The sequence below is a fragment of the Nonomuraea sp. NPDC003201 genome, from assembly GCF_053590415.1.
Map to the genome: position 1 here is coordinate 1 of NZ_JBSFTC010000710.1, position 1,675 is coordinate 1,675.

The 1,675-nt window shown below is 74.9% G+C and carries 2 protein-coding genes; one reads left to right on the forward strand and one right to left on the reverse strand.

All coding sequences use genetic code 11. The features are described from left to right. Positions 1-553, reverse strand: a 553-nt coding sequence (locus ACWDX9_RS63005; protein ID WP_449973400.1) for an FAD-binding oxidoreductase, incomplete at its 3' end; no start/stop codon positions are given. Positions 554-620: 67 nt separating this feature from the next. Here ACWDX9_RS63005 and ACWDX9_RS63010 point away from each other — a divergent pair. Next, positions 621-1,675, forward strand: a 1,055-nt coding sequence (locus ACWDX9_RS63010) for a VOC family protein (protein WP_449973401.1), incomplete at its 3' end; no start/stop codon positions are given.

The window sequence follows — 1,675 nt, forward strand, 5'->3', positions numbered from 1 at the left end:
GGTCCGACGCGGCCTGGCCGGGCAGGTCCAGCGCGGTCCCGTCGCCCGCCACGGCCTTGAGCCCGGCGATGTTGTCGGACGTGCGGCCGTAGCCGAGCGTCCTGGAGCCGCAGGCGTTGTTGCCGATCATGCCGCCGATGGTGCAGCGGGTGTGGGTGGACGGGTCGGGGCCGAACCTGAGCCCGTACGGGGCCGCCGCCCGCTGCAGGGCCGCCTGGACCACGCCCGGCTGCACCACCGCCGTGCGGGCCTCGGCGTCGACCCGCAGCACCTGGTCCATGTGGCGGCTGAAGTCCAGCACCAGACCGGGGCCGACCGCGTTCCCGGCGACCGACGTGCCGCCGCCGCGCGCGGTGAGGGGGATCTCGTGGCGCGCGCACAGCTCGATCGCCGTCGCCACGTCCTCGGCGGACCTGGGCCGGGCCACCAGCAGCGGCGGCACCCGGTAGAGGGAGGCGTCGGAGGAGTGGAGCGCCCGCGACGTGGAGTCGTCCAGCACGTCGGTGACCCCGCGGCGGCGGAGGTCGGTCGCGAGAGCGGCTGCGCGGTCCATGAGTAGCATGCTACATGCGACCCATGTAGCATGCTACTCGCTTCCGGCGGCGAGGAGAGAAGGCACGATGGTCGACGCGACCGCACTCCGGGCGGCTTTCGCCCGGCGCCTGTCAGCGATGTACGGCACCGAGGTCCCCGCGTACAACACGCTCGTCGACGTCGCCCAGGAGGTGAACCGCGAGGTGCTGGCCCGGATGGGCGCCGGCGCCGAACGCCTCGGCTCCATCGGCCGCGTCACCGCCGAGCGGCACGGCGCGATCCGCGTCGGCACCCCGGCCGAGCTGGCGCAGGTCGCGCGGATCTTCGGCGCGATGGGCATGTACCCCGTCGGCTACTACGACCTGCGCGAGGCGGCCAGCAGTTCCGTGCCGGTCGTCTCCACGGCCTTCCGCCCCGTGGACGAGGCCGAGCTGGCCGCCAACCCCTTCCGCGTGTTCACCTCCATGCTGGTGGCGGGCGACCGGCGGTTCTTCGGCGCGGACCTGGAGCGCCGGCTCGGCGAGTTCCTGGGGGCGCGCCGGCTGTTCCCGCCGCGCCTGCTCGACCTGGCCGACCGCGCCGAGGCCGAGGGCGGCCTGGACGACGAGGCGGCCGAGGAGTTCCTGACGCTCGCCACGCGGGCGTTCGAGCTGTCCGCTGAGCCGGTCTCCCGCAGCTGGTACGCCGAGCTCGAACGCGTGTCAGCCGTGGCCGCCGACATCGGCGGCGTGGCCTCCACCCACGTCAACCACCTGACCCCGCGCGTGCTCGACATCGACGCCCTCTACGCCCGCATGAGCGAGCGCGGCATCACCATGATCGACGCCATCCAGGGGCCGCCCCGCTGGGACGGCCCCGACCTGCTGCTGCGCCAGACCTCCTTCCGCGCGCTGGCCGAGCCGCGGCTGTTCAGGGAGGACGACGGCCGGGTCGTCCAGGACGACCTGCGGGTGCGGTTCGGGGAGGTGGAGGCGCGCGGCATCGCCGTGACGCCCGCCGGACGCGCGCTCTACGACGAGCTGTCGGCCGAACTGGACGCGGCGCTCGCCGGGCAGCGGGTCACCGCGGAGGAGCGCAACGCCGCCGGGGCCAAGCTGTGGGCGGACCGGGTGCCGCGCGGCGAGGCCGAGCTGGCCGCGGG